The sequence below is a fragment of the Alteromonas sp. AWQ4_252 genome (assembly GCF_056158205.1).
The window spans coordinates 2,670,609-2,695,016 of sequence record NZ_JBSWSV010000001.1; the positions used below are offsets into that span (position 1 = coordinate 2,670,609).

The window sequence follows — 24,408 nt, forward strand, 5'->3', positions numbered from 1 at the left end:
GTTTACTTATACATTAAAGCGGAAGTGGATCACGTCACCGTCTTTAACGATGTAGTCTTTACCTTCCAGACGCCACTTACCGGCATCTTTTGCGCCTTGTTCACCACCAAATTCAACGAAATGGTCATAACCCACTATTTCAGCACGAATAAAGCCTTTTTCAAAGTCAGTGTGGATCTTACCTGCTGCCTGCGGTGCGGTTGAGCCTTCCGGGAATGTCCAGGCCCGAACTTCCTTAACACCAGCGGTAAAGTAGGTTTGCAAGGTCAGCAAGTTGTAACCTGCGCGAATTACACGGTTAAGACCGGGCTCTTCAAGGCCCATGTCTTCCATGAACTCTGCCCGCTCATCATCTTCCAATTCCGCTATTTCAGCTTCAATTTCTGCGCATACGGCAACAACAACGGCATTTTCACCTGCAGCAATAGCTTTAACCTGATCCAAATACGGGTTGTTTTCAAATCCGTCATCGTTCACGTTAGCAATATACATGGTGGGTTTTAACGTCAACATGTTCATATAACTGATAGCCGCCATTTCTTCTTTGGTCAGTTCCAAAGAGCGCAGCAAGTTACCTTCATCTAAGTGGGGCTTGATTTTTTCAAGTACTTTTAATTCGTACTTGGCATCTGCGTCACCACCTTTGGCGCGTTTAGCTACGCGGTGAATGGCTTTTTCCGTGGTCTCTAAATCAGACAGTGCCAACTCAGTGTTGATCACGTCGATATCGTCTTTCGGACTTACTTTACCGGCAACATGCACAATATTGTCATTTTCAAAACAACGGACAACATGCCCTATAGCATCGGTTTCCCGTATATTTGCGAGGAATTTGTTGCCAAGACCTTCGCCTTTTGAAGCACCCTCAACCAAACCTGCAATATCCACGAATTCCATTGTTGTAGGAATAACCCGCTGAGGATTGACGATTTCAGCCAGCTTGTCGAGACGCAAATCTGGTACTGGTACTACGCCTGTGTTTGGCTCAATAGTACAAAACGGGAAGTTAGCCGCTTCAATTCCGGCTTTGGTGAGTGCGTTGAACAGGGTAGATTTACCCACATTTGGCAAACCAACGATGCCACATTTAAAACCCATGTGCTGAACCCTTGTAAAGTTAATTAGCCCTGAACGTCAGCTTTAAAGCTATGCAGTCTGTTCTGGGCTTGCTTTAAATCGTTTTTAATTAAAATTTCGGTACACCGAACGGCTTCATCTATTGCATCTTCAATAGCGTGCTTCTCATTTTCCGGTGGTTTGCCTAACACATGGCCGGTAACCCTGCTTTTGTGGCCGGGATGACCGATGCCAATGCGCAATCGCAAGAAATCTTTGTTATTTCCCATCTTAGCGACAATGTCGCGGATGCCATTCTGACTGGAACTTCCACCCACTTTATACTTAGCTATGCCTGGGGGGAGGTCAAGCTCGTCAAAAGCAACCAAGATATTCTCTACTGGAATGCGATAGAAATTGGCTAACGCAGCAACCGCTTGCCCACTTTTATTCATAAAGGTGGTGGGGTACAGCAAACGAATATCTTGAGTGCCTATAGTGATACGGCCGGTGAGACCAAAGAACCTACTTTCGGGTTTGAGAGAAGTGTTGTATCGCGCCGCCAGCTCATTTAAGAACCAAGCGCCAGCGTTGTGACGAGTGCTTTCGTATTCTGGGCCCGGATTTCCCAGGCCCACAATCAGACGAATATCTGATGACAAGCTGATTATTCCTCAGCTGCGTCTTCTTCGCCTTCTTCAGCTTCAGGTGCTTTAGGCGCAGGCTTAACAGTTACTACCGCTAAGTTGTGTGCTTCATCACCTTTCGCCAATTCAACAGATGAAACACCTGCTGGTAGCGTAAGATCTGACAAGTGAACAGTTGAATCCATTTCAACAGCTGCCATGTCAACTTCGATGAACTCAGGCAGGTCTTTAGGCAGACAAGTGATTTCAATCTCGTTTACGTGGTGTTCTGCGATACCGCCAGCTTTGATTGCTTCAGATTTCTCTTCGTTAATGAAGTGCAGAGGTACACTTGTGTGCAGTTCTTCACCAGCGATAACGCGTTGGAAATCGATGTGAGTGATCTTAGGCTTGTAAGGGTGGCGTTGCATGTCTTTTACAAGCGCTTCTACTGGCTGACCGTCAATGTTCAGAGTCAGAACGTGAGAGTAGAACGCTTCGAAATCAGCAGCGTTGTTCACTTTGTTGTGATCAAGGGTCAATGCTACTGGTGCTTCTTCACCACCGTACAGGATGGCAGGCACTTTATCTTGATGACGAAGGCGGCGGCTCGCACCTTTCCCCAGGTCAGTACGGATAACCGCATCCAGGTTAAAAATTGCTTCAGACATTAATATGTCTCCAATTGATTATAAGTTTATTTTTGTGAATTTTTGCGACCAAAATTCACGCGACACGGCGAATACCAATACGCTATTAGCCGGCCCCGAAATAAAAGGGCGGCGAATTCTACCACTGAGCGTGGCGATATACAATTCAGATTTGCTAATAAAAAGCCTCAGAAGGCCATTACATCTCACTTTCGCCAGGTTTTTCTACTACATGGCTACTGTCAGACGCCAGTACGTCTTTAACCTCAAATACACTACCAAATTGTCTGGTAGTCATAATGTCGTTTCGCACTGCTCCTGACAGAGTTAAGGTCATGCCATTTTTACGATAAGCTTTGTCGATACCTCGAAGGGTATATTTTTCGCCATTGTCTGCAATAAACCCTAGAAAACCACCTTCGTGTTGCTGATATACCAGCTTTCCAGAAATTGTCATTGTAGTCATTGGGTTATTCTCGGTCTGGGGGGAGTGTTGTGTGGTGTCATTTGTAGATGCAGGGGCAGAGTCTGCAGACTCTGAGCAACCCGATAGAGAAAGGGCGAACAGGGCAAATATTGCCAACGAAAAGTGTTTCATGTTGCACCAGGAAATTATGTTGTAAAACCGTATTGTGCCGGTAAAAGCCTGAGTGAACAATGAATAAAGTAGAAGATCGCTCGCAGAAAGTGAACACAAGACACACCCGCAACATTGTTGCTACGGGCGTGTTTAACTGGCTTAGTACTCGAACATGGCCGAAATGGATTCTTCGTTACTAATACGACGAATGGTTTCTGCCAGCATCTCAGATAAGGTCAGTTGTTTTACCTTACCGATGGCTTGCATGTCTTTCGACAGTGGAATACTGTCAGTGACGATAATTTCATCAATCACTGACTCTTTGAGGTTCTTCGGCGCGTTGCCAGAGAAAATGGCGTGAGTTGCATACGCATAAACGTTGCGAGCACCGTGATTTTTAAGTGCTTCTGCGGCTTTAGCCAGGGTACCGCCGGTATCTATCATGTCATCAACAATGATGCAGTCGCGATCGGTAACATCACCGATGATATTCATCACCTGAGATACGTTAGCCTTTGGACGCCGCTTATCGATGATGGCGAGATCGGCATCGTTGAGCAACTTAGCTGTGGCTCTCGCCCTAACTACACCGCCGATATCCGGTGATACAACAATCGGGTCAGCGAAGTCCCGTCGTACCATATCTGCCAAAAGGATAGGTGTTCCGAACGCATTATCAACAGGTACATCAAAGAAGCCCTGAATCTGTTCAGCGTGCAAGTCTATAGTCAGAACGCGGTCTACGCCAACGTTAGATAGGAAATCGGCCACAACACGGGCAGTTATCGGTACCCGGGCTGAGCGAACGCGACGATCTTGTCTTGCATAGCCAAAATAGGGAATAACAGCAGTAATTCGTCCTGCGGAAGCGCGGCGAAGCGCGTCGATCATTACAATCAGTTCCATCAGGTTGTCGTTGGTGGGAGCACAGGTAGACTGGATAATAAAAACGTCCGAGCCACGGACGTTTTCATGAATTTCTACGCTGATTTCTCCGTCGCTAAAGCGACCAACACTGGCGTTACCTAATTTGGTATAAAGGCGTTCGGCAACCTTATGGGCAAGTTCGGGGACGGCATTGCCTGCAAAGAGCTTCATATCTGGCACAAGTGGTTCCTCAGTGCATTGATAGTAGTGGTGGCTGGGGTAGCTGGACTCGAACCAACGAATGGCGGGATCAAAACCCGCTGCCTTACCAACTTGGCTATACCCCAAAATTTAGTTCATGTCCGATGCTTCGTTCACGCGTTCTAGCTTTTCTTGTAAGGGCGACGTATTTACACTTTTGGCGACAAAACCGCACCATTTTTCGGGCAAATTGTTTACTACCCGCTGGGCTGAAGCTTCATCGTTAAACATGGCAAATACGCAGGCACCTGTGCCCGTCATCCGCGACGGTGCGTAGTGTACCAACCACTGTAATAAATTTGCAACTTCAGGATGCCTTTTACACACAATTGCTTGGCAGTCGTTGCGGGTTTTGTCAAAAGCGTAGTCTTCCCACGCTATAGCAGGTGAATTCCGGGGTAACGCCGATTCTTTAAAGATATCGGCAGTACTCACGTGTATACCTGGATTGACAACCGCATACCATTTTTCTGGCAATTCGACGGCAGAAATACTTTCACCGACGCCGCCAGCGAAACCTGTCTTGCCATTAACGAAGACCGGAACATCAGCACCTAACGATAGCCCGAGCTGTGCCAGCGTCTGTGTGTCAAGCCCGCAGCGCCACAGTGTATTAAGCGCTACCAGGGTTGTTGCTGCATTCGATGAACCTCCACCGATACCTCCGCCCATAGGTAGTTGCTTGTTTAACGAAATAGTCGCCCCTTTCGTTGTATTTGTGTGACGCTGTAACAGCAATGCCGCTTTTACGATCAGGTTGTCTTCGTTTTTTACCCCGGCTAAAGGGGAAGAAAGAGAAACTTTTCCTGAATCATTTATCTCAAAGGCGAGTTCATCGCCAATATCCAAAAGCTGAAAAAGGGTTTGCAACTGGTGATAGCCATTATCATAACGGCCCAGAATATGAAGAAATAAGTTAAGTTTAGCGGGGCTTGGCCACCACTCTTGTTTAATCATTACCTGATTGTCCACTGATTAATCTTAATTTTTATAAGCGTATCGCTATGTTGCGGCTGTGTCAGCGTTAACTGATGAGGGAGCCACACGCCATCAATGTTACCATATTGGCCGTAATTGACTTGCCAAAAACCACAAGCTGAACAACCCGGACTAAGTGAAAGAAGTAGTTGATTGTCGTTTAAACGGTAGTCGTCTTGTTGAAGGGGCAGACCTTTTATCCAATTTTGTAATTTGTCTATAGGAATATTCCAGTTGGTCACACTATAGATGAGTACTGACGGGTTAGTGTGTGTATGGGTATCCCCATCAGCTTCAAGCGTAGCGAGGCCATCGCGATAAGACATATGGGCCAGGGTTACCCCCAACACGTTTGTTAATCTAAAATCAAAATCGGCGCCATCGGTTTTCCAATTTAAATTGGCGCTAATGGCTTCACGATTTTTTCTAATTGCCATTTTCCCACGAATTTGCCAATGGGACACATCCTTGAGCTTTTCTAATTGCAATGGCAGGTTAACCGCGGTTTGCGGGCCGTCAGGGGTGATGGTGCAAGCACTTAACCCTAACGCGATAAGAAAGGATAACAAAACCCTGTAATTCATAATTTAGCATTCCCGGTTTAAAACAGCGGCCTGATGAAGGATATTTTACTCAGACTTATGTGAACACAGTTTCAGGAATACTTTCAATCATTTTGGCTTTTTCGTACAATGCCGCTCCGACGATGCCAGCTTGAAATTGAATGACCTTTACTGCCCTCGGAATTAACCACAAAACAGCCCCTGTTGCACTACGCGAAAAGGTTGCTTTTACGCCAGACTCTCTGGTGGGTGCACTGGCGTCTTTAAAAGAGCGGGCTGGAGTAGAGGAATCTGTCATTGTCTCGACGTGTAATCGCACCGAGATTTATATTAACGGCAGGGAAGAGGTACAGTCGCTTTTTACCTGGTTAGCCGAATTTCACAATGTTCCTATAGAAGATATCGAACAAAACAGCTATCTGCATCAACAGGATGAAGCGGTTCGACACGTAATGAGAGTGGCGAGCGGACTGGATTCACTCATTTTAGGCGAGCCGCAAATTTTGGGGCAGGTAAAACAAGCATTTAGTGACGCTAAGCATTCAGGAACTGTGGGTTCCGAGTTTGAGCGTTTGTTTCAGCACACCTTTTCTGTTGCGAAAAAAGTGCGCACGGAAACTGAGATTGGCGCTAACGCAGTGTCTGTTGCTTTCGCGGCTGTGCAACTGGCTAAACATATTTTCAGTGCTCTGCCAAAGCGTTCGGTGCTGCTGGTTGGAGCCGGCGAGACAATTGAGTTGGTTGCTCAGCATCTGAAAGAGCAGGGTGTTAAACGCCTCGCTGTGGCGAATAGAACCGTGGCACGAGCAGAGGCACTTGCACAGACGTTGAAGGCTGATGTACTCACCCTCTCCCAATTGCCAGAGCATTTGAAAGACTTTGATATAGTTATTAGCTCCACGGCCAGTCAATTGCCCTTAATTGGTAAGGGTATGGTTGAAAAAGCCTTAAAGCAGCGTCGCAATATGCCAATGTTTTTGGTCGACCTTGCTGTTCCCCGTGATATTGAGTCACAGGTAAATGAACTGAGTGACGCTTATTTATATACCGTTGATGATTTGCAGCATATTGTTGAGCAGAATCTCGCTTCACGGGAAGTCGCAGCCCAGGAAGCTGAACAAATCATTGCAGAGCAAGTTAGTCAGTTTGCCAGTTGGAAACAGTCTCAGCAGTCAATTGACCTGGTTCGCCAGTACCGTCAAAAAGGTATGCAGTCTCGCGACGAACTTGTCGCTAAAGCTATGAATCAACTGGCAGATGGGCGCAGTGCTGAAGATGTTCTGGAAGAGCTTTCTTATAAGCTGACTAATGCATTAATGCATGGTCCCACTCGAATGTTGCGGAAAGCTGCACAAAAAAATGACGTTGCACTGACCCAATGGTTGGGTGATGCAATGGATCTTGCCTCTCAAAAGCAAGAAAAATAAAGGTAAATCAAATTATGAAAGAGTCAGTAGTCAGAAAGCTCGAACACCTGGTAGAACGCTTTGACGAAGTGCAAGCCTTGTTAGGCGATCCGGAGACCATTTCGAATCAGGAAAAGTTTCGCGGGTTATCAAAAGAGTTTAGTCAGTTAGAAGATGTAGTGAAAGGCTTTAACGCGTATCAGCAGGCGCAGGAAAATTTGTCCTCGGCGGAAGAAATGCTTGAGGAAGACGACGCCGAAATGCGGGAAATGGCGCAGGAAGAGATCAAGCAAGCCAAATCAGACCTGACCTGTTTAGAAGAAGAGCTACAAATACTACTTCTTCCTAAAGATCCCAATGACGATCACAACTGCTTTTTGGAAATCCGTGCGGGTGCTGGCGGTGATGAAGCGGCTATTTTTGCTGGCGATCTATTTAGAATGTATAGCCGCTATGCGGAAACCCAGGGCTGGCGCGTGGAAGTGATCAGTCAGAATGAAGGTGAACATGGCGGGTTTAAAGAGGTGATTGCGAACCTATCCGGCGATGGCGTGTACGGCGTTATGAAGTTTGAGTCTGGTGGTCACCGGGTTCAACGCGTACCGGAAACTGAGTCTCAAGGCCGTATTCACACTTCGGCCTGTACGGTGGCTGTATTACCTGAAATCCCAGAATCTGAGGCCATTGAAATAAACCCTGCAGATTTGCGGGTTGATACCTTCCGAGCCTCAGGAGCGGGTGGTCAGCACGTAAACAAAACTGACTCTGCGATTCGCGTTACCCATTTACCCACTGGGTTGGTGGTTGAGTGTCAGGACGAGCGTTCACAGCACAAAAACAGAGCCAAAGCCATGTCTGTACTACAGGCGCGTCTCAATCAAATGGAAGAAGAAAAGCGCGCTGCAGAGGAAGCATCCACACGTAGAAACCTGGTGGGAAGTGGTGATCGTTCGGAGCGAATTCGCACGTACAATTTCCCTCAGGGCAGAGTGACCGACCACCGTATAAACCTGACACTTTATCGCCTAGATGAAGTCATCGAAGGTGATCTTGCGGCCATGCTTGACCCAATCAGGCAGGAACATCAGGCTGACTTACTCGCATCATTGGCTGACGAATAATGCCTTCAACTATTGCCCAGGCGTTAGCCTGGGCAAAAGAAGCGTTAACGGTAGCGGGCAGTGAATCTCCCTCAACAGACGCCAGGCTTTTGCTTGCCCATTGCCTTGGGAAAAATCAAGCCTACCTGTATACCTGGTCAGATAAAACACTGTCTGAAAGTGTATATGCACAATTTAGCGCATTGATTGACGCAAGGGTACGGGGCGAGCCTGTCGCCTATTTATTAGGGTACAGAGATTTTTGGTCGCTGCGTCTGGCTGTCAATTCAAGCACCCTTATTCCTCGGCCGGAAACAGAGTTACTGGTTGAAAATGCCTTGACTCGCTTGTCCCCAAATGCTTCCACTTTGTGCGATCTTGGTACAGGAACCGGTGCCGTGGCGTTGTCGCTGGCAAGTGAGCGCCCGGATATCACTGTTACTGGTGTTGATAAGGTGGCAGACGCTATCCTACTGGCGAAGCAAAACGCTGAGTTGAATCAGCTTAGTAATGTTCAGTTTTTGCAAAGTGACTGGTTTGCAGCACTTGGTACTACAAAATTTGACATGATTGTCAGCAACCCGCCTTACGTGGAAGAAAACAGCCCGTACTTACAAAAAGGTGATGTGCGATTTGAGCCCCGCTCGGCACTGACGTCCGGTTTGGATGGGCTCGAAGATATAAGACGTATTATTCACCGTGCCACTGCTCATTTACAAGCTGACGGTTGGTTATTACTAGAGCATGGATATCCCCAGGGAAGTGCTATTCGCAGCCTGTTTGAAGCAGCTGGATATTGTGAAGTTGAGACAATACAAGACCTTGCTGGCTTGGATAGAATCACGCTGGGTAAATACAATACTTGCGAATAGGCATACTTTGCGTATGCTTTTAGTGTTAAAACAATCATGGATAGTATGAATGAGCGATGACTTTTTGTTTGCCGATGATGATGGCGAGGAAACACTACCGGTAGTGGGCACCTGGAAAGTACTTATCGTTGATGATGAACCCGAAGTGCATGCAATGACCAAGCTAGCTTTAGGTGACTTTCTTCTCGATGATAAACGCCTTGAATTTGTTAGTGCTTATACCGGTGATGAAGCTAAAGCGTATTTCCGACAACACGATGACGTGGCAGTAGTACTTCTTGACGTCGTAATGGAAACAGACAACGCAGGTTTGGAAGTCGCTGAGTACATTCGCAATGAGCTTGATAATCACTTCACCCGCATTATTCTGAGAACCGGTCAACCAGGACAAGCGCCAGAAAGACAGGTTATTGTCGACTACGATATCAACGACTACAAATCCAAAACAGAATTAACCGCGCAAAAACTTTTTACTGCGATGATATCGTCTCTGCGATCGTACAGAGATATAGTGGTAATAGAGGAAAGTCGCGCCGGGCTTGAAAAAATAATTGATGCCTCTGCCGACTTATTCACCTCGCGCTCCTTAGAGAAATTTATGCAAGGGCTCATTCAGCAACTGTCCTCTATTATGGGGTTTTCCCAGGACGCAGCCTATATTACGAACGCTGTTGCAGTTTCTCGCCCGTTAAATTCAGACCCGGTAGAAGATGAATTATTTGTGTTCGCCGGTAATGGTGAATATGCGGGTTTTGAAGGTCAGCAACTCCGAGAAAGCATATCAGCTGACGTTTACGACCTGTGCATTAAAGCATTGCGAGAAAAGCGTATTATCTTTGGCGATGACTATGTAGCTGCTTACTGCTACAGCAAACATCATAAAGGCGCTGTGTTGTATTTATCCGGGGTGCCAAGAAAGCTAACGCCTACCAGTATGCACTTACTCAAACTGTTTTCCGATAATGTTCAGCTGGCATTTGAGAATGTGCTGATAACCCAGGATGTAGAAAGCACGCAACGGGAAATTATCGAGCGCTTGGGGAAAGCGATGGACAGCCATACTAATACCAGTAAGCATATTCAACGCATGGTAGAAATGGCAGATCTGTTGGGGCGCTATGCAGGTTTAACAGAAACTCAGGTTTATACCCTTAGAATGGCCATTCCCCTTCATGATGTTGGCAATACTAATGTGTCGTCGCAAATACTGATGAAAACTGACGAATTGACAGACGATGAGCGTTTTTCAATCCGTCAACATGCCGAATTTGGTTACCAGATCCTTAAAGACTCCGATAGCCCGACTGTACAACTGGCTTCTTTGCTTGCCAAAGAGCATCATGAACGTTGGGACGGGTTGGGTTATCCGGCGGGCTTAAAAGGTGAAGCCATAAAACTTGAAAGCCGCATTGCCACGTTAGTGGACGTTTTTGATGCATTGCGTAATGAACGTCCTTACAAACCAGCCTGGACCCTTGAAAAAACTCTGAAAACAATTGCCGATGAAAGCGGCAGACATTTCGATCCGAAGTTGGTTAAGTTGTTAATAGATAATGCACCTCGATTCGATGCTATCCAACACAGCCTGTCAGACAAGCACGCCGTTAATAAGGAAAACTAAATGTATATGATGGCCAAACACATACACCTCACCGCAGTGGCGCTGAGTGTATTTCTTTTCGTCCTGCGTTTTCTTTGGTCGCAGTACAATAATGGGATACTACAAAAAAAGTGGGCAAAAATATTACCCCATGTCATAGATACGGTTTTGCTGGGTAGTGCAATTTGGCTTTGTTTCATCCTGAGTCAGTATCCGTTGGCTCAAGGTTGGCTCACATTCAAAGTCGTTGGTCTGGTTGCCTATATTTTTCTCGGCTTAGTAGCGTTAAAACTAGGGCGAACTGCAATTGTTAGATGGGCGGCGTTTATCGGTGCCCTGGCATGTATTGTTGCTATTGCCCATGTGGCGGTGACTAAGCAACCTTTGTTTTTTTAGATTTGGAATAACGAAATGACCCACTCCAAACATGAAATTTCTTTTCGAAATATAACTGTTAATAATGAAAAACCCTTTGTACTTTTTGGTGGAATGAACGTATTGGAATCCCGTGATCTGGCGATGAAAATTGCTGAGCACTATAAAGAGGTCACCACTAAGCTGAATATTCCTTATGTGTTCAAGGCTTCTTTTGACAAGGCAAATCGTTCATCTGTTACCTCTTATCGCGGGCCAGGTATGGAAGAGGGGCTAAAGATTTTCGAAGAAATTAAACGCACTTTTGATGTCCCGCTGATCACCGATGTTCACGAGCCTCATCAGGCAGCACCTGTGGCTGAGGTTGTAGATGTTATCCAATTACCTGCATTTCTTGCCCGTCAGACGGATCTAGTCGTCGCAATGGCCCAAACCGGCGCGGTCATTAATGTGAAGAAGCCCCAGTTCCTTGCGCCTCATGAAATGCGCCACATTATTGGCAAGCTCAATGAGGCAGGTAACGATAAGGTTATTCTTTGTGAGCGCGGCAGCTGTTTTGGTTACAACAATTTAGTGGTAGATATGCTGGGCATGGATGCCATGAAAGAATATGGCCCGGTAATTTTCGATGCCACTCATGCATTGCAGATGCCTGGTGGTCGGGCGACGTCAGCGGATGGCAGACGAGCACAAGCGGCTCAGTTGGCGCGTAGTGGGATGGCACTGGGTTTAGCTGGGTTATTTATTGAAGCACACCCGAATCCTGATGAAGCAAAATGTGACGGTCCTTGTGCTTTACCGTTATCTAAGCTGGAGGCTTATTTAGAGCAGATGAAAGCGATGGATGAATTGATTAAAGGGTTTGCACCACTCGATACTAGTGCTGATTAGGAACGCTGATGGCGATTGCCAGCTCTGTAGCAGAGCTGGCAGTCGTATCAGGTGTGGACGAAGGTTATTCAGATTTTTCTGAAGAAACCTCTTTTGGCTGTTCTTTGTCATTCATGGCGAGCAACTGTTTAGCAAGAGCCACTTCAGTCTCAGTGGTCAAAATTTGCGTGACTTCAGCGCGAACATTAATAGTAAGGCTACTGAGGTCAATAGTATTGATAACCGGCGTCATGGTTTGTTCTGTGGAAACTTCCTCAGAAATAGTTGGATAAGCAGTGGTTGATGCAAGGATTATAGCCATTTGGCTAATAAATTTTTTGAATTTAGTCATTTTCACACCTAATAAAAATAATTTAAAATTAATTAACAATTAGTGCCTTTTATTAACAATGCGCTCTCATAACATATTGAAAATAATGGTGCTAATTGGGAAGCGGGTGAATAATAAACAGTTTTGTAGTGTACTTAAACCGAATAAAATTGTTGTTTTCGCATTAGTATATCTAATGTTTAATTCACCTTATTGTCATTTTTAATGGAGTATTTGTGCACAGACGTCTTCCCCCGCTAAACGCGCTCAAGGCTTTTGAAGCTGCAGCGCGCCATCTGAGCTTTACCAAGGCTGCTGATGAATTGTTTGTGACCCAAGCGGCGGTCAGTCATCAGATCAAAGCGCTGGAAGAATTCTTATCTATGAAGCTCTTCTTAAGACGAAACCGCACCTTGTTGTTAACAGAAGAGGGGCAGGCATATTTTCTTGAACTAAAAGACATTTTTAAAAGTCTGCAGGAAGCTACCGAAAGGCTGTTGGCGAAGGGAAGTAAAGGGGCGGTTACGGTGGCTATGCCTCCGAGTTTTGCAAGTCAATGGCTGGTGCCGCGCATCAGCCAGTTTAGCCTGGCGCATCCAGACATCGACGTACGGATTAAAGCGGTGGATTTTGATGAAGGGTTTCTGGCTGATGATGTGGACGTTGCCATTTATTATGGCAAAGGGCGATGGAGCGGGCTAAAGGCCGATAAACTTCATACAGAATATTTGACTCCATTATGCTCGCCACTGTTGTTCAGTGGGCCGAAACCGCTGCAAAAACTCAGTGATTTAAGGCACCACATTCTACTTCACGATATGAGTCGGGAAGCATGGAAAAACTGGCTGAAAAGCGTTGGTGTGTATGGTGTTAACGTAAATCAGGGGCCGGTATTTAGTCACTCTATGCTGGTGTTGCAAGCTGCGGCTCTGGGGCAGGGTATTGCATTAGGTAACACCATTTTGGCCCGACCCGAGTTAGATGCAGGGCGATTGATCATGCCTTTTGAAGAAAAAGTGGCAAGTCGTGATGCTTTTTACCTGGTTTGTGATGAAGCGCAGGCGGATTTAGGTAAAATTGCTGCTTTCAGAAGTTGGATCCTGGCTCAGGTTGAAGAGGAGCAGTATGACGTTTAGTACACAAACCTTTAGCGCCGAAAAAGAACAAGCGGTGTTTATTTTTGCTCACGGTGCTGGCGCTGGCATGGCGTCTGAATTTATCCAGGACATGGCAAGGCTGTTGTGCGAACGCAACATTACAGTGATTTGTTTTAATTTTCCTTATATGCAAACCATGGTTGAGTCGAATAAACGCAGACCGCCGGATAAAATAGACAAACTTGAGGCGCATTTTTTAGCACTAACGGAAGCTATTGCAAGTTCGGCAGCTGTTCCGGTTTTCATTGGAGGAAAATCGATGGGGGGTAGAGTTTCTACGCGAGTACTTGAAAAGTCAGGCGCAACCGGCGCTATCGTTTTTGGCTATCCTTTTCATCCACCAGGTAAGCCCGATAAGCTTCGCACAGAGCATCTTGAAAAAATAAGTAAGCTGGTTTGTATTGTTCAGGGTGAAAGAGATACATTTGGTACCCAACAGGAAGTGGCGGCTTACAGCTTATCTGATAAAGTGAAAGTGCATTTTCTTCCCGATGGCGATCACAGCCTGAAGCCTCGCAAAGCAAGCGGCCATCAGTACAGTGAGCATTTAATAGCTGCGGCTGATACCGCCTCAAAATTTATATACGGGCATCTTTCATGCTAAAACCTTATATACTTGTAGGCGCAGTGTCAGCATTGGCATCTGTAATTTTTGGCGCTTTTGGTGCCCACGCATTGAAAGCGGTGTTGTCAGAAACCCAGTTGACAGCGTTTCATACAGCGGTCGATTATCAGTTCTACCACGCTTTGGCGTTGCTTTGTTTAGCCGCATTACAGCGCTTTGTTAAAGACAATTGGCTCAAATTTGCAGGGCTATGTTTTGTACTTGGCACTGTATTATTCAGCGGCAGTATTTATCTTCTAACGTTACTGGAGTGGCGATTCGTCGGGCCTGCAACGCCGCTAGGCGGACTATGTTTTATGGTCGGATGGGGCGCGTTAGTTGTGGGTATAGCAAAGGGGCAAGACAGTGAATAGCTTGTTAATTTACTGCAGGCCAGGTTATGAAGCCGATACGGCAAATGAAATTGCGTCCGTCTCGGTATCTTTCTCTATTTACGGTTATCCTGAGTTTAAGCCAGACCAAGGGTATATTTTGTTTCACTTTTACGAGCCCGGTGATGCTGACAGAGTCGGCCAGCGCCTGGCTGTGTCTGATACCATATTCCCTCGCCAAATTGTTGTGGTGACTGCTTTTCTTGAGGCTCTCGACAAAAGCAATCGCGCTGGTCCGGTTTTGGATGCCATAGGCGAGGCAGACTCGGACGATTGGAAAAACACCTTGTTGTTCGTAGAGCATGCCGATACAGAAGCAGGTAAAGCGTTGGCGAAATTTTGTCGGAAGTTCACCGTACCGCTGCGTCAGGGGCTTCGTAAGCAAGGACGCCTTACCTATAAAGAAAGGGACGATGGGCGGGCATTACACGTTTTCTTTACCGACTATGACTACTGCTATATTGGTCACTCTTATCCGGATTGTCGAAGTCCGTTTGCCCATGGCATTTGTCGATTGAAATTCCCGCCTAAAGCCCCGAGTCGCTCTACTTTAAAGTTAGAAGAAGCCATTTTAACTATGTTGAATGACAATGATCGGGCGAGCCTTTTCAGAGAAGGCGCCAGAGCGGTAGATTTGGGGGCGTGTCCGGGAGGCTGGACTTATCAATTGGTTGCTCGGGAAATGACGGTTGAAGCCATTGATAATGGCAGTATTGACGAATCTCTTATGGCCACCGGCCTTGTTGACCATTACGCGGAAGACGGTTTTACCTATAAGCCAAAATTTGGCCGTGTAGATTTGCTGGTGTGTGATATGATAGAGCGCCCCGATAGGGTAGCGGTGCTAATGAGTGAATGGCTTGAAAAAGGGTGGGCAGACCATGCCATCTTCAATCTGAAGTTACCCATGAAAAAACGCTATGAGACCGTCACATCTGCTATCGAGGAAATAAAAGCGCGATTAGGTAAGAAAATGAAGGATTATCAGTTTACTGTCCGGCATCTGTACCACAATCGCGACGAGGTTACCGTTACTGTCATAAAAGGTTAATTTTGCTTTTTTGACGGTAACTTTATGTTTATAAACATAAAAGCACTGGCTTGGCGCGAAAATGTTGAATAAGTTTTAGACTTTTTTCGCAAAGGACTATAAATCTGGTATTGAAATCCTTTATAATCCGGCCGTTTTTTTACTCTGAACCAACGAAAGTGAACTAATGTCAGAATTATCTCATTACAGAAACATTGGTATCTTCGCCCACGTAGACGCGGGTAAGACTACCACTACAGAACGTATTTTGAAGCTTACCGGTAAAATCCATAAAACGGGTGAAGTACACGACGGTGAGTCAACTACCGACTTCATGGAACAGGAAGCTGAGCGTGGTATTACTATCCAGTCTGCTGCGACTACCTGTTTCTGGAACGACCATCGCATGAACATCATCGATACTCCAGGACACGTTGACTTCACTGTTGAAGTTTATCGTTCACTGAAGGTATTGGATGGTGGTATCGGTGTGTTCTGTGGTTCCGGTGGTGTTGAGCCTCAGTCTGAAACAAACTGGCGCTATGCTAACGAATCAGAAGTTGCACGTGTAATCTTCGTAAACAAACTGGACCGCATGGGTGCAGATTTCTACCGTGTTGTTGGCCAGGTTAAGAAAGTACTTGCAGCTAACCCACTGGTAATGACACTGCCAATCGGTATCGAAGACGAGTTCAAAGGCGTTGTTAACCTGCTGGATATGAAAGCGTACATTTGGGATGACTCTGGTTTGCCAGAGAACTACGAAGTGGTAGATATCCCAGAAGATATGGTTGAAAAAGCGAACGAATACCGTGAGCAACTAATCGAAACTGCTGTAGAGCAGGACGACGACCTGATGATGGCTTATATGGATGGTGAAGAGCCGTCTCTAGAAGACATCAAGCGTTGTATCCGTAAAGGTACCCGTGACCTGGCGTTCTTCCCAACCTACTGTGGTTCTGCATTTAAGAACAAAGGTATTCAGTTGGTACTGGACGCGGTTGTAGATTTCCTACCTTCTCCAACAGAAGTTGATCCACAGGAGCTTACTGACGAAGAGACTGGTGAGCCCACTGGTGAAGTTGCAACAGTATCTGTTGACGAGCCGTTCCGTGCATTGGCGTTCAAAATCATGGACGACCGCTTCGGTGCCCTTACGTTTATACGTATTTACTCTGGTAAGCTAAACAAAGGCGACACTGTACTTAACAGTGCAACGGGTAAGACTGAGCGTATCGGCCGTATGGTTGAAATGCACGCCGATGAGCGTACAGAACTGACTTCAGCGCAAGCGGGTGATATCCTCGCTGTTGTTGGTATGAAGAACGTTCAAACAGGGCACACGCTATGTGATCCTAAGCACCCATGTACACTAGAGCCAATGATCTTCCCTGAGCCAGTAATCTCGATTGCTGTTAAGCCTAAAGATAAAGGCGCTAACGAGAAGATGTCTATCGCTATCGGTAAACTGGTTGCAGAAGATCCTTCGTTCCAGGTTGAAACTGACGAAGATTCAGGCGAAACCATCCTTAAAGGTATGGGTGAGCTTCACCTGGACATCAAAGTAGACATCCTGAAGCGTACTTACGGCGTTGAATTGGAAGTAGGTCAACCTCAGGTTGCATACCGTGAAACTATCACTACACCTGTAGAAGATAGCTACACGCACAAGAAGCAATCTGGTGGTTCTGGTCAGTTCGGTAAAATTGATTACCGCATTCGCCCAGGTGAGCAAAACTCAGGCTTTACTTTTACCTCTACAGTTGTGGGCGGTAACGTACCTAAAGAATTCTTCCCTGCTATCGAAAAAGGCTTTAAGTCTATGATGGACCAGGGTGTACTTGCTGGTTACCCAGTACTTGACGTAGAAGTTGAGTTGTACGACGGTGGCTTCCACGCCGTTGACTCCTCTGCTGTTGCCTTTGAAATTGCAGCTCGCGGTGCATTCCGTCAGTCAATTCCAAAAGCTAATCCTCAGTTGCTTGAGCCGGTAATGAAAGTTGACGTGTTCAGCCCTGAAGACAATGTTGGTGACGTGATCGGTGACCTTAACCGTCGTCGTGGTATGATCAAAGACCAGGAAGCTGGCGCAACTGGCGTTCGCATCAAGGCAGACGTACCTCTGTCTGAAATGTTCGGTTACATCGGACACCTGCGTACTATCACGTCAGGTCGTGGTCAGTTCTCTATGGAGTTCAGCCACTACTCAGCATGTCCTAACAACGTAGCTGAAAAAGTAATTGAAGAAGCAAAAGCGCGTAAAAACGCCAAGTAATATTTTGCTTGTTTGATTAAAAAACCCGCCATTTGGCGGGTTTTTTGTTGTCTGAAATTATCAGTAGGTTGAAAATAGTTTATTTACTCTCATTGATCACGCACGGCACGAAAAGATCCAGGCGATATCGCAAGAGCGACGGTTCCTAAACAACAGGATAAGAGCGAACTGATAAACTACCGCGAACTTCTTTTTAATGCTTTAATAAATTTTCTTGATGCCACTTTAGCTTCGGCTGCGCTCACCGTTGGGCCACCATATTCACAATGTTCGAAATAAGCAGTAATAACGCGAAATGGTGCCAGTGCCATGGGTGAGAGCTCGGTTTCCAGCGTATGCAGTAGTTCACCCGGACTTTGGTTTTTCCGCGCAATATTGCAGTGACGGTATAACTGATCTGTAGCCCCGAGGTAAAGTTTATAATGGGGTGGCCGGCTTTTGCGTCGCCAGTCAGGTAAGAAGTAAAGTGCCAGTGCACTGAGAATGGCAAGCACTATCACAATTCCCAGTAATGATAGTTTCCATGGTGAGAGATCGCCTAATAGTTTGGAGAAAAAGGCATTTTGTTTTTCGCTGTTAAAGCCTAAAAACCATTTACCCCACAAGAAATCCATTTGTGCCGAGAGTGTTCTGAAAAAGGCAAAGGCTTCCAAGTGGCCTAAACCTGTAAAGGGGTGCTCTCCCATTAACTCACCGGAAAACCGAGCTGCTTCTTCAAAACCAGCGCTGATCCGACTTGGGGCAACCTGAGTGGTCGGGTCAAAAGTTTGCCATCCAGTATCATCCAACCAGGCTTCTACCCAAGCGTGGGCATCGTATTGATAAACATTAATGGTGGTATCGTTTATTTGCTTACCGCCCTGGTAACCTGACACTACTCGTGCTGGGATCCCCGCAAGCCTTAAGGCGTATGCCATTGCGCTGGCGTAGTGGGCACAAAAGCCAGCTCTATGGGTAAACAAAAAGTTATCGATAGGGTTATAAGGCATGGCAGACGGCGCCAGAGTGTACTCAAATTCATTATCCTTAAAGAAATTCATTATTGCATTGGCATAGGCTTCGTTATCAGGATAACGAGCACGAAGCTCTTTCACCCATAGCTGAGTTTGTGTATTTGTCTGCACTGGAGCCTGTAAATTCACCCGGTTATCAATTGATACAATGCCTTGATCGCGAGGGGTGTCTGGGAATGAGTTTACCGAATAGGAAAAACGACTAAACAAAGGTTGGTTAGCAAGCAATTGATAGTTCCATCCCTGAATGATGTCTCGTTTACTTTCTTCCGAGGCGGGTACTGCAGTATCCAGTGCATATAGCCAGCGCTGTTGTGTGGGCTCACTGATAACTTCGTATCTAAAAGGTTCACCTTTTACTTGCGGACTAAATTGTCTTCCCATCTCCTGTAATTGAGCGGATGCATAACGTCGTGTTTCACTGACAGACCAGCTTTCACCATCGAAGTCTTCTAGCACTATAGCCCGCCAGTAGCGCTGGTGTGGAGCTGGGATTGGGCCGTCAAAAGAGGCAGTAAATGCCAGTTTTTCAGACTTGGTTAAGTTGGCAATGTCGCCGGGAGTAATGTGTTCAGACAAGCCTGTTTCCGTTGATTTTCCTTCAGGCATTTTCCAGAAAGGGGGAATTTTAGGCATGAAAACAAACAATAATACTGCAATGGGAAGAGCCTGAAATAGCAGTACAAAAGCTTTTCTACTTTGCTGCGACAGCCGCAGGTTGGGGGTGTGTGCTGCAAGAAGAACCACAATAAGAAGGCCAAATGCCGCGATATAAAAAAGCGAGCGCACCAATGACTGATAAAATATAAAGCCGCATGCAACCAGAAATACGCCGCTTATCACAAGTTGATAAAAGTCCCGTCGACGATTTAACAGCATTAGCTTAAGGGAGCATGCCAGCAGTAGCAAGTTCACCATGATATGGAGGATATCTATATCATCGCTGGTGGTAATGAGTGCCGCCGAAGCCAGTAAAGCAAGGAGGTTTATTGTCCGTTTACCCGGTGCGTGATTGTACCAGCCCAGGTAGAGAAAAAACCTGACTATGCAGGCACAGAAGCATAACAGTAAGATCCAAAAATGAAGATCCGCAACCAGTGATACACTAATAACGGCGTAGAATATTGCAATTAAAAAACCTGGTAAGTAGCGGGCTACTGGTAGTTGAGCGTGCATCATTGTGAAAGCCCTTTCGGGTATAGTGTCAAGGCCTCTAAACAGGTTTGCTGATGAATTTTGCCACTGGAAGGAGGTATAATAACGTCTCCCAGCTTCAGTCCGAAGGTGTATTTAAGTTCAGTTAAATGGTTAACCTGCCAGCACAGCATTGATAAGTTTTGCTCTGTGTCTGCGTTTAAGGCATTTATGTCAAGCCAGGTAATAGTCGCGTGCTGGCGAACAAACACCTTGCTCGCCCATTCTCCGCCTTTAGCAACTTTTTTCCATGCAACTTTATTCAGCGGGTCGCCGGTTTGAAACGGTTGTAACGCAAAGAAATCATCGTTGCCAGAGCTACTATTGATTGCATCGCCATCGGAGTCGTTGTGTTCAGTGAAGGCATGGTCAGTGGCTTTGGGTTTGGGATAAACCCAGAGATCCTGGTCAAAATCAAGATGCGTCCAGCATCTCACTATACCCAAAGGGTAAGCACTTCGAAGTGTGATCCGTGGCAGTCGGCGTTTCCCCCGGGTATCAGTGGTGATCGGCAAGGCGAGTTTTGATTCCCCTGCGTCTAGATTGAGATAGTTTGTGTGTTTGTGGTTTTTTAATCCCACCTCCAGTATGCCTGCAGGAGCCGGAGTCGCTTTTTGGGTTTTTATCAGTAAATAAGCGGTTTCACCGGCGTGTACTGCCGTGGGCGTTTGTGCTGAAACCGCCAGCCGGGCGAAATTTTTATAAGCGCTGAAAAGGGCGATTAGAAATAAACTCAATAAACACTGGCTTAAAAACAGCAATAGATTGTTTTGGTAATTTACCGCAAGAACGAACAGACAGATTGTCATGGCAAGGTAGAAGCCCCCAAACAACCCGGGAAAAATAAAAATATTTTTTCTATTTAACTGGACAGTGGCACTGGGAGGGATCCGTGTGTCAAGCCAATGGTCTGACATCATATTCAGGTTTTGGCGCAGACCCATCGCTACGCAGCCAATGGATCGACGCTGGCCAATAGTTGCTGGCTCAAACTAGTTTCAATCGTATTTTTGTGCTGACTTGTATGCAGGCGGTGTTCTGCAACTGCGACAAAGGTAGCCTGCACATCTTCAGGTACTACATAATCTCGGTTGTGAATAAAAGCCCATGCTTTGGCTGCATTGAGTAGTGCACGACTGGCGCGGGGAGATAGCGGGTGAGGATAAGCACTGTTGTTTCTGCTTTCATTAACCAGATTCAAAATGTAGTTTAAAACAGCATCACTGGTGGTCACATCCTGCACGGCAACCTGATATTGCTTAAATTTGTCGCCGGACATCACGGTTTCTAATTGCTGGCGTTCCCGTCCCTGAGTTGTTTTCAACATAGCTTTTTCTGCATCCCAAGAAGGATATCCCAGGGAAATACGCATAAGAAAACGGTCGAGTTGTGATTCAGGAAGGGGAAAAGTGCCCCCTTGAAAAGTCGGGTTTTGTGTTGCGATAACGAAAAACAACGCCGGAAGCGGTCGTGTTTTACCGTCAACACTCACCTGGTTTTCTTCCATAGCCTCGAGCAGTGCACTTTGGGTCTTAGGCGACGCTCGATTAATTTCATCTGCCAGCACCAACTCATTAAATATAGGGCCCGGGTGGAAATGGAAAGCATGCTCCTGCTGGTTAAATACATTCACTCCTAACATGTCTGTGGGCAGTAAATCAGAGGTAAACTGAATACGGCTGTACGATAAACCAAATATATTTGCCAGAGCGTGAGACAAGGTGGTTTTGCCCATTCCTGGAAGATCTTCAATAAGCAGATGGCCTTTGGCTAGCATGCATGCAACAGCCAGTTTAAGTTGGTCGGGTTTGCCGATAATAACATCGGACAATGCCTCAATAATCGTTTTAAATTCGGGGCGCATATGGTGTCCTGTATCCTAATGCTCATTTGTCCATGGTATCAACATTCTGTCAGCGATTGGTTAGGGAATTAATACCTGAGTATAGACGGACACGGGTATTTTTTGATGGAAAAATAGCCATTCAGCAATCGAGGCAGATTAAGTGCTGTTTTCGCAGTTGCGGTTGTCTATAATGACCTGGATTGTTAAGGAAGTAAGCTATGAAAATAATAGAAATAGATGATGAACTCTATACGTTTATCGCCAGCCAGACTAAGCACATCGGCGAGAGTGCCTCTGAGATCCTCAGACGCTTGTTGATTACAGACGCTGATCATTCTGACGCTGTGTCTGTCGAATCTGCGGTAGTAGAGGAATCAGCGACGGTTAATACGGTGGATAACGCGCCCCAATCTGCCAAACCAAAAACGCAAGGCAAAAAAGCGATGGCGCCAAAACGCCAATCTGCTACCAGAACATCTGCACCAGAGCCTGCCTTTGTTAATGGCAGTGGCGATATTGAAAATCGAATAAATGATAAAGCGTTGGCAAATTATACGAAGCGGGTAGACCAATTTCTCTTTATTCTTTCTGAACTGCACGATTTACATAAAAGTGAATTTTCTAAAGTGGAAGAGATAAAAGGTAAAAACCGCATCTATTTTGCCACCAGTAAAGAAGCGCTATTAAGTACAGGCAGTAGCACCAATCCAAAACAGATCCCAAATAGTGACTATTGGGTAGTGACTAACAACAATACCGCCAAAAAAGTCGCTATGCTCAAACAGGTAGTAGAAACCTTGGGTTACAGTGATGATGCAGTCGGCGCAATTATTGCTAAGTTTGCATAACATTATTTAAAAGTCAGCACGACGCATAGTGATAAAAGGATGAAAAATGGCATTACACCCTCAGGCAGGACAACCCGCAGCACCCGAGCAACTGATTAATGTTGCAGAGTTAATTACGCAGTACTTTAGCTACCAACCCACTCCTGGAGTAGCGGCGGAGGCGGTAAGCTTCGGCACCTCCGGTCACAGAGGGACAGCAGCGAATACGACCTTTACTGACGTTCACATTGCTGCAATTTGCCAGGCATTAGCAGAATACCGGCAGTCTGAAAACATCACTGGTCCTTTGTATATTGGTAAAGACACCCACGCATTGTCAGAGCCAGCAATGGTTACTGCCATCGAGGTGTTGTGTGCCAATAATGTGCAGGTCGTCATTCAGCGCAGTGACAACGCTAGCAGAGGTTACACGCCAACACCGGTAATTTCCCGGACGGTTATTCGCTACAACCGCAATCAAACATCGGGGTTAGCTGATGGCATCGTGATCACGCCATCTCACAATCCACCTTCTGATGGTGGTTTCAAGTACAATCCACCACACGGCGGACCTGCTGACAGTGACGTCACAAACATCATTCAAAACCGCGCCAATGAGATCATTGCTGATAACAGCAAAGCTGTTAAGCGGATGGGCATTCAGACGGCGCGCGCTGAAGAGCGGGTGCAGGAAGCCGATTTTATGGAAGCCTATATTGATGATCTCGCCGATGTTGTCGATATGCAGGCCATTGCCAAGGCAAAACTCAAACTGGGTACGGACCCACTCGGCGGTGCTGGTGTGGGCTACTGGGCGCGTATTGCGGAAAAATACGATCTGGATATCACTGTAGTAAATAACAATGTCGATCCCCAGTTTGGTTTTATGCGTCGCGATAAAGATGGCAAATTGCGGATGGATTGTTCGTCTGCGTATGCAATGGCTGGGTTAATTGAACTTAAAGATAAGTTTGATTTGGCGTGGGGTAATGACCCTGATTTTGACCGCCATGGCATCGTTTGCCCCAGTCACGGATTGATGAACCCCAATCATTATCTCGCGGTGGCTATTCAGTATCTGTATACACACAGACCGGATTGGTCGGCTGATTTGAAAATCGGCAAAACATTAGTTTCAAGTTCGATGATCGACCGTGTTGCCACTGACTTAGGCAGAGAATTAGCGGAAATGCCTGTTGGTTTTAAGTGGTTTGTGCAAGGTTTGGCAGACAATAACATCGGTTTTGCCGGTGAGGAAAGTGCTGGTGGCATCTTCTTACAACGCAACGGCATGACATGGGCCACAGATAAAGATGGCTTTATTATGTGTTTACTGGCTGCGGAAATTCTCGCCGTCACAGGCAAAGATCCTGGCCAACATTACGACGCACTGACGGAAAAATTTGGTGCTCCCAGCTACCAACGTGTGGATGTGGCTGCATCGCTGGATGAGAAGAAAAAACTCTCTGCCATGGATAAATCAGTAGTGACCAATGATAGCCTGGCGGGAGAAGCCATTACTGCTGTGCAAACCCATGCACCTGGAAATAATGCAGCTATTGGTGGTGTGAAGGTGTCAACGGAAAATGGATGGTTTGCCGCTCGCCCATCCGGCACTGAGCAAATTTACAAAATTTACGCTGAAAGCTTCAACGGTGAAAGTCACTTACAAAACCTAATTGAAGAAGCCGAAGCACTGGTGGCTAAAATAATCAAATAAAAGCCAAATGCAATTTTTTTGATGCATAAGTGTTAATTTTGTGTAAATTAAAAGGCGACTTCCGCGAGGGAGTCGTTTTTTTTTGTAATTTTAACAAAAAAATTACAAAACTTCGTTTGAAACACTGCTATATTCCTGTCATATCACCGTGATAAGTTGTAATTAAATTACGAAAAACGGCTGCTTTATAGTCGTTTAATCCCTTTCATAGCAAA

The 24,408-nt window shown here is 46.0% G+C and carries 24 protein-coding genes and 1 tRNA gene; 13 read left to right on the forward strand and 12 right to left on the reverse strand.

Going from position 1 to position 24,408, the window contains the following annotated elements:
• Positions 1–6: 6 nt before the first annotated feature.
• The 8 genes from ychF to lolB form a co-directional block, all read right to left on the reverse strand.
• Complete coding sequence (gene ychF, locus ACXACM_RS11770; RefSeq protein ID WP_474821910.1) at positions 7–1,098, reverse strand: redox-regulated ATPase YchF; 1,092 nt, start codon at positions 1,096–1,098, stop codon at positions 7–9.
• A gap of 23 nt (positions 1,099–1,121) precedes the next feature.
• Entirely contained in the window at positions 1,122–1,718 is a 597-nt protein-coding gene (pth, locus tag ACXACM_RS11775) for an aminoacyl-tRNA hydrolase (RefSeq protein ID WP_474821911.1), read from the reverse strand.
• Between the two features lie 5 nt (positions 1,719–1,723).
• Complete coding sequence (locus ACXACM_RS11780; protein WP_474821912.1) at positions 1,724–2,353, reverse strand: 50S ribosomal protein L25/general stress protein Ctc; 630 nt, start codon at positions 2,351–2,353, stop codon at positions 1,724–1,726.
• A gap of 178 nt (positions 2,354–2,531) precedes the next feature.
• On the reverse strand, positions 2,532–2,930 hold the full coding sequence (locus ACXACM_RS11785) for a hypothetical protein (protein ID WP_474821914.1): 399 nt from the start codon (positions 2,928–2,930) through the stop codon (positions 2,532–2,534).
• A gap of 141 nt (positions 2,931–3,071) precedes the next feature.
• Positions 3,072–4,019, reverse strand: a complete 948-nt coding sequence (locus ACXACM_RS11790) for a ribose-phosphate pyrophosphokinase (protein WP_474821916.1) — start codon at positions 4,017–4,019, stop codon at positions 3,072–3,074.
• Between the two features lie 31 nt (positions 4,020–4,050).
• Positions 4,051–4,126: transfer RNA gene (locus ACXACM_RS11795), tRNA-Gln, on the reverse strand.
• Between the two features lie 4 nt (positions 4,127–4,130).
• On the reverse strand, positions 4,131–4,997 hold the full coding sequence (gene ispE, locus ACXACM_RS11800; protein ID WP_474821917.1) for a 4-(cytidine 5'-diphospho)-2-C-methyl-D-erythritol kinase: 867 nt from the start codon (positions 4,995–4,997) through the stop codon (positions 4,131–4,133).
• Positions 4,997–5,602: a lipoprotein insertase outer membrane protein LolB gene (gene lolB / locus ACXACM_RS11805; protein WP_474821918.1), complete on the reverse strand. Its 606-nt coding sequence runs from the start codon at positions 5,600–5,602 to the stop codon at positions 4,997–4,999. The genes ispE and lolB overlap by 1 nt, the downstream gene beginning before the upstream one ends.
• A 140-nt stretch (positions 5,603–5,742) precedes the next feature.
• Between lolB and hemA the strand changes: the two genes are divergently transcribed.
• The 6 genes from hemA to kdsA are packed head-to-tail and all read left to right on the forward strand — an operon-like array spanning position 5,743 to position 11,825.
• Positions 5,743–7,008 (forward strand): glutamyl-tRNA reductase, encoded by a 1,266-nt coding sequence (gene hemA, locus ACXACM_RS11810; protein ID WP_474821919.1) that lies wholly within the window; start codon positions 5,743–5,745, stop codon positions 7,006–7,008.
• Between the two features lie 14 nt (positions 7,009–7,022).
• Positions 7,023–8,108, forward strand: coding sequence for a peptide chain release factor 1 (gene prfA, locus ACXACM_RS11815; RefSeq protein ID WP_474821920.1), 1,086 nt, complete (start codon positions 7,023–7,025; stop codon positions 8,106–8,108).
• The gene (gene prmC, locus ACXACM_RS11820) at positions 8,108–8,959 is read left to right on the forward strand and encodes a peptide chain release factor N(5)-glutamine methyltransferase (protein ID WP_474821922.1); all 852 of its coding nucleotides are present in this window, start codon (positions 8,108–8,110) and stop codon (positions 8,957–8,959) included. The genes prfA and prmC overlap by 1 nt, the downstream gene beginning before the upstream one ends.
• A 49-nt stretch (positions 8,960–9,008) precedes the next feature.
• The gene (locus ACXACM_RS11825; protein WP_474821923.1) at positions 9,009–10,580 is read left to right on the forward strand and encodes a DUF3369 domain-containing protein; all 1,572 of its coding nucleotides are present in this window, start codon (positions 9,009–9,011) and stop codon (positions 10,578–10,580) included.
• Positions 10,581–10,955 carry a SirB2 family protein gene (locus ACXACM_RS11830; RefSeq protein ID WP_474821924.1) on the forward strand — a complete coding sequence of 125 codons (375 nt, stop codon included), beginning with the start codon at positions 10,581–10,583 and terminating at the stop codon, positions 10,953–10,955. It abuts the gene before it with no gap.
• Between the two features lie 15 nt (positions 10,956–10,970).
• Positions 10,971–11,825 carry a 3-deoxy-8-phosphooctulonate synthase gene (gene kdsA, locus ACXACM_RS11835; protein WP_474821926.1) on the forward strand — a complete coding sequence of 285 codons (855 nt, stop codon included), beginning with the start codon at positions 10,971–10,973 and terminating at the stop codon, positions 11,823–11,825.
• 64 nt (positions 11,826–11,889) lie between these two features.
• On the opposite strand, the gene ACXACM_RS11840 is transcribed toward kdsA, so the two are convergent.
• Positions 11,890–12,156 (reverse strand): hypothetical protein, encoded by a 267-nt coding sequence (locus ACXACM_RS11840; RefSeq protein ID WP_474821927.1) that lies wholly within the window; start codon positions 12,154–12,156, stop codon positions 11,890–11,892.
• Between the two features lie 215 nt (positions 12,157–12,371).
• Between ACXACM_RS11840 and ACXACM_RS11845 the strand changes: the two genes are divergently transcribed.
• The 5 genes from ACXACM_RS11845 (at position 12,372) to fusA (ending at position 17,593) form a co-directional block, all read left to right on the forward strand.
• A complete protein-coding gene (locus ACXACM_RS11845; protein WP_474821928.1) occupies positions 12,372–13,271 on the forward strand; it encodes a transcriptional regulator GcvA in 900 nt (299 codons plus the stop codon).
• Positions 13,261–13,896: an alpha/beta family hydrolase gene (locus ACXACM_RS11850; RefSeq protein ID WP_474821929.1), complete on the forward strand. Its 636-nt coding sequence runs from the start codon at positions 13,261–13,263 to the stop codon at positions 13,894–13,896. The genes ACXACM_RS11845 and ACXACM_RS11850 overlap by 11 nt, the downstream gene beginning before the upstream one ends.
• Positions 13,890–14,270 carry a DUF423 domain-containing protein gene (locus tag ACXACM_RS11855; protein ID WP_474821930.1) on the forward strand — a complete coding sequence of 127 codons (381 nt, stop codon included), beginning with the start codon at positions 13,890–13,892 and terminating at the stop codon, positions 14,268–14,270. Before ACXACM_RS11850 ends, ACXACM_RS11855 begins: the two co-directional genes overlap by 7 nt.
• Entirely contained in the window at positions 14,263–15,339 is a 1,077-nt protein-coding gene (gene rlmM, locus ACXACM_RS11860; protein WP_474821931.1) for a 23S rRNA (cytidine(2498)-2'-O)-methyltransferase RlmM, read from the forward strand. Before ACXACM_RS11855 ends, rlmM begins: the two co-directional genes overlap by 8 nt.
• Positions 15,340–15,505: 166 nt before the next feature.
• Entirely contained in the window at positions 15,506–17,593 is a 2,088-nt protein-coding gene (gene fusA / locus ACXACM_RS11865) for an elongation factor G (RefSeq protein WP_474821933.1), read from the forward strand.
• Between the two features lie 176 nt (positions 17,594–17,769).
• Here the strand turns inward: fusA and ACXACM_RS11870 are convergent, their stop codons facing one another.
• Genes ACXACM_RS11870 through ACXACM_RS11880 form a run of 3 tightly spaced genes read right to left on the reverse strand, consistent with a single transcriptional unit; the run spans position 17,770 to position 21,664 of the window.
• Positions 17,770–19,785 carry a transglutaminase TgpA family protein gene (locus ACXACM_RS11870; RefSeq protein ID WP_474821935.1) on the reverse strand — a complete coding sequence of 672 codons (2,016 nt, stop codon included), beginning with the start codon at positions 19,783–19,785 and terminating at the stop codon, positions 17,770–17,772.
• Positions 19,782–20,744, reverse strand: coding sequence for a DUF58 domain-containing protein (locus ACXACM_RS11875; protein WP_474821937.1), 963 nt, complete (start codon positions 20,742–20,744; stop codon positions 19,782–19,784). The genes ACXACM_RS11870 and ACXACM_RS11875 overlap by 4 nt, the downstream gene beginning before the upstream one ends.
• Before the next feature lie 2 nt (positions 20,745–20,746).
• The gene (locus tag ACXACM_RS11880; RefSeq protein WP_474821938.1) at positions 20,747–21,664 is read right to left on the reverse strand and encodes an AAA family ATPase; all 918 of its coding nucleotides are present in this window, start codon (positions 21,662–21,664) and stop codon (positions 20,747–20,749) included.
• A gap of 200 nt (positions 21,665–21,864) precedes the next feature.
• On the opposite strand from ACXACM_RS11880, the gene seqA reads away from it, so the two are divergent.
• Entirely contained in the window at positions 21,865–22,494 is a 630-nt protein-coding gene (seqA, locus tag ACXACM_RS11885) for a replication initiation negative regulator SeqA (protein ID WP_474821939.1), read from the forward strand.
• 46 nt (positions 22,495–22,540) lie between these two features.
• Entirely contained in the window at positions 22,541–24,193 is a 1,653-nt protein-coding gene (gene pgm, locus ACXACM_RS11890; RefSeq protein ID WP_474821941.1) for a phosphoglucomutase (alpha-D-glucose-1,6-bisphosphate-dependent), read from the forward strand.
• The last annotated feature ends 215 nt before the right edge of the window (positions 24,194–24,408 follow it).

Bases quoted from the DNA above. Each gene is read 5' to 3' on its own strand.
- seqA (WP_474821939.1), top strand. From the start codon at position 21,865: ATGAAAATAATAGAAATAGATGATGAACTCTATACGTTTATCGCCAGC.
- prmC (WP_474821922.1), top strand. From the start codon at position 8,108: ATGCCTTCAACTATTGCCCAGGCGTTAGCCTGGGCAAAAGAAGCGTTA.
- kdsA (WP_474821926.1), top strand. From the start codon at position 10,971: ATGACCCACTCCAAACATGAAATTTCTTTTCGAAATATAACTGTTAAT.
- ACXACM_RS11840 (WP_474821927.1), bottom strand. From the start codon at position 12,156: ATGACTAAATTCAAAAAATTTATTAGCCAAATGGCTATAATCCTTGCA.
- ACXACM_RS11870 (WP_474821935.1), bottom strand. From the start codon at position 19,785: ATGATGCACGCTCAACTACCAGTAGCCCGCTACTTACCAGGTTTTTTA.
- fusA (WP_474821933.1), top strand. From the start codon at position 15,506: ATGTCAGAATTATCTCATTACAGAAACATTGGTATCTTCGCCCACGTA.
- ACXACM_RS11855 (WP_474821930.1), top strand. From the start codon at position 13,890: ATGCTAAAACCTTATATACTTGTAGGCGCAGTGTCAGCATTGGCATCT.
- ACXACM_RS11780 (WP_474821912.1), bottom strand. From the start codon at position 2,353: ATGTCTGAAGCAATTTTTAACCTGGATGCGGTTATCCGTACTGACCTG.
- ACXACM_RS11880 (WP_474821938.1), bottom strand. From the start codon at position 21,664: ATGCGCCCCGAATTTAAAACGATTATTGAGGCATTGTCCGATGTTATT.
- ACXACM_RS11825 (WP_474821923.1), top strand. From the start codon at position 9,009: ATGAGCGATGACTTTTTGTTTGCCGATGATGATGGCGAGGAAACACTA.
- pgm (WP_474821941.1), top strand. From the start codon at position 22,541: ATGGCATTACACCCTCAGGCAGGACAACCCGCAGCACCCGAGCAACTG.
- hemA (WP_474821919.1), top strand. From the start codon at position 5,743: ATGACCTTTACTGCCCTCGGAATTAACCACAAAACAGCCCCTGTTGCA.
- lolB (WP_474821918.1), bottom strand. From the start codon at position 5,602: ATGAATTACAGGGTTTTGTTATCCTTTCTTATCGCGTTAGGGTTAAGT.
- ACXACM_RS11875 (WP_474821937.1), bottom strand. From the start codon at position 20,744: ATGGGTCTGCGCCAAAACCTGAATATGATGTCAGACCATTGGCTTGAC.
- ispE (WP_474821917.1), bottom strand. From the start codon at position 4,997: ATGATTAAACAAGAGTGGTGGCCAAGCCCCGCTAAACTTAACTTATTT.
- prfA (WP_474821920.1), top strand. From the start codon at position 7,023: ATGAAAGAGTCAGTAGTCAGAAAGCTCGAACACCTGGTAGAACGCTTT.
- ychF (WP_474821910.1), bottom strand. From the start codon at position 1,098: ATGGGTTTTAAATGTGGCATCGTTGGTTTGCCAAATGTGGGTAAATCT.
- ACXACM_RS11850 (WP_474821929.1), top strand. From the start codon at position 13,261: ATGACGTTTAGTACACAAACCTTTAGCGCCGAAAAAGAACAAGCGGTG.
- ACXACM_RS11830 (WP_474821924.1), top strand. From the start codon at position 10,581: ATGTATATGATGGCCAAACACATACACCTCACCGCAGTGGCGCTGAGT.
- ACXACM_RS11785 (WP_474821914.1), bottom strand. From the start codon at position 2,930: ATGAAACACTTTTCGTTGGCAATATTTGCCCTGTTCGCCCTTTCTCTA.